We start from the raw sequence: 2439 nt of genomic DNA on the forward strand, positions 1-2439 counted from the left end.
CCCAGTGATGCTGGGACAGAACCAGTACGGCAAGGCCGAGAACCGGGTCGTGAAGATCACGCGGGACGGCGCCACCCACCACATTAAGGACCTGAACGTCTCCGTCGCGCTCTCCGGCGACATGGACGAGGTCCACTACTCCGGATCGAACGCCAACGTCCTGCCGACGGACACCACCAAGAACACGGTGTACGCGTTCGCCAAGGAGTACGGCATCGAGTCCGCCGAGCAGTTCGGCATCCACCTCGCCCGTCACTTCGTGACCAGCCAGGAGCCGATCCATCGAGCCCGCATCCGCATCGAAGAGTACGCCTGGGAGCGGATCGAGGCCTCCGACGCCAACTCCCGGTTCATCGGCGCGGACGAGGTGAAGCACTCCTTCGTCCGCAAGGGCCAGGAGACCCGGCTGACCCAGATCACCTACGACGGCTCGTCGTGGGAGGTCGTCTCCGGCCTGAAGGACCTGGTCGTGATGAACTCGACGAACTCCGAGTTCTGGGGCTACGTCAAGGACAAGTACACGACGCTCCCGGAGGCGTACGACCGCATCCTCGCGACCCAGGTGGCCGGCCGCTGGCGGTTCAACTGGACCGACGACGAGCAGAAGATGCCCAACTGGGAGAAGTCCTACGAGCAGACGAAGAAGCACATGCTCCAGGCCTTCGCCGAGACCTATTCCCTCTCCCTGCAGCAGACGCTGTACCAGATGGGCGCGCGCATCATCAACAGCCGCAGCGAGATCGACGAGGTCCGCTTCTCACTCCCGAACAAGCACCACTTCCTGGTGGACCTCGAGCCCTTCGGGCTGAAGAACGACAACGAGGTCTACTTCGCCGCCGACCGCCCGTACGGCCTGATCGAGGCCACCATCCTGCGGGACGGCTGCGAGGCGCGCATCCCCGAGGACCTCACCAACCTCTGACCACCGCAGATTCGGCACCCGTGGGCGGGAGCGGGCCTCCCGGCCACGGCACTCAAATCTCCCAGGGTCCTGCCGTGCCCTCTCCACATCAGCGCAAAGGACGCACCATGGCAGCAGACCGGCGCATCGTCATCGAGAACTGTTCGATCGCGACCGTGGACGCCGAGGACACCGAGTACGAGAGCGGTCACGTCGTCATCGCCGGCAACCGCATCGAGTCGCTCGGCGCGGGCAGGGCCCCCGAAGGCCTGGAGAACGTCGACCGCCGCATCGACGCCACCGGGCACCTGGTCACCCCCGGGCTGGTCAACACCCACCACCACTTCTACCAGTGGATCACCCGGGGCCTGGCCACCGACCACAACCTCTTCAACTGGCTGGTCGCGCTCTACCCGACCTGGGCGCGCATCGACGAGCCGATGGTCCGCGCGGCCGCCGAGGGTTCCCTCGCGATGATGGCCCGCGGCGGCGTCACCACCGCCATGGACCACCACTACGTCTACCCCGAGGGCTCCGGAGACCTCTCCGGCGCGATCATCGGCGCGGCCCGGGAGATGGGCGTCCGCTTCACCCTCGCCCGCGGCTCCATGGACCGCAGCCAGAAGGACGGCGGCCTGCCCCCGGACTTCGCCGTCGAGACGCTGGAGGGTGCCCTGGCCGCGACCGAGGAGACCGTCAAGCGGCACCACGACGCCTCCTTCGACGCCATGACCCAGGTCGCCGTCGCCCCCTGCTCACCCTTCTCCGTCTCCACCGAACTCCTGCGGCAGGGCGCCGAGCTGGCCCGCAGCCTCGGGGTGCGTCTGCACACCCACGGCTCGGAGACCGTGGAGGAGGAGAAGTTCTGCCACGAGCTGTTCGGCATGGGCCCGACCGACTACTTCGAGTCCGCCGGCTGGCTCGGCGAGGACGTGTGGATGGCGCACTGCGTCCACATGAACGACTCCGACATCGCCGCCTTCGCGCGCACGAGGACGGGTGTCGCCCACTGCCCCTCGTCCAACGCCCGGCTGGCGGCCGGCATCGCCCGCGTCACCGACATGCTGGCGGCGGGCGTCCCGGTCGGCCTCGGCGTCGACGGAACCGCGTCGAACGAGTCCGGCGAACTCCACACGGAACTGCGCAACGCCCTCCTGATCAACCGCCTCGGCCCTCATCGCGAGGCCGCCCTGAACGCCCGCCAGTCGCTGCGCCTCGGCACGTTCGGCGGCGCCCAGGTGCTGGGCCGCGCGGCCGAGATCGGTTCCCTGGAGCCCGGCAAGCTCGCCGACCTGGTGCTCTGGAAGCTGGACACGCTCGCCCACGCCTCCATCGCCGACCCGGTGACCGCACTGGTCCTCGGGGCGGCGGCACCGGTCACGGCCTCGTTCGTGAACGGCCGTCAGATCGTCGAGAACGGCCGGCTGCTGCACGTGGACGAGGACGCCATCGCCCGCTCCACGCGGGAAGAGGCCCGGCGCCTCGCACGGATCGCCGCCCAGAGCTGATCCGTCGAAGGACTCCGGTCGGGAGGGACG

Annotated in this window: 2 protein-coding genes; both read left to right on the forward strand. The window is 68.7% G+C overall.

The window, feature by feature from the left end; all coding sequences use genetic code 11:
* The coding region (gene pucL / locus ACFW2E_RS45275) for a factor-independent urate hydroxylase (protein ID WP_384477579.1) at positions 1-922 on the forward strand (922 nt) is incomplete at its 5' end.
* Positions 923-1029: 107 nt separating this feature from the next.
* Positions 1030-2409 (forward strand): 8-oxoguanine deaminase, encoded by a 1380-nt coding sequence (locus ACFW2E_RS45280; protein WP_384477582.1) that lies wholly within the window; start codon positions 1030-1032, stop codon positions 2407-2409.
* Positions 2410-2439 lie beyond the last annotated feature (30 nt).

The organism is Streptomyces sp. NPDC058964 (assembly GCF_042741275.1).
In the GTDB taxonomy this organism is placed as follows: Bacteria; Actinomycetota; Actinomycetes; order Streptomycetales; family Streptomycetaceae; genus Streptomyces.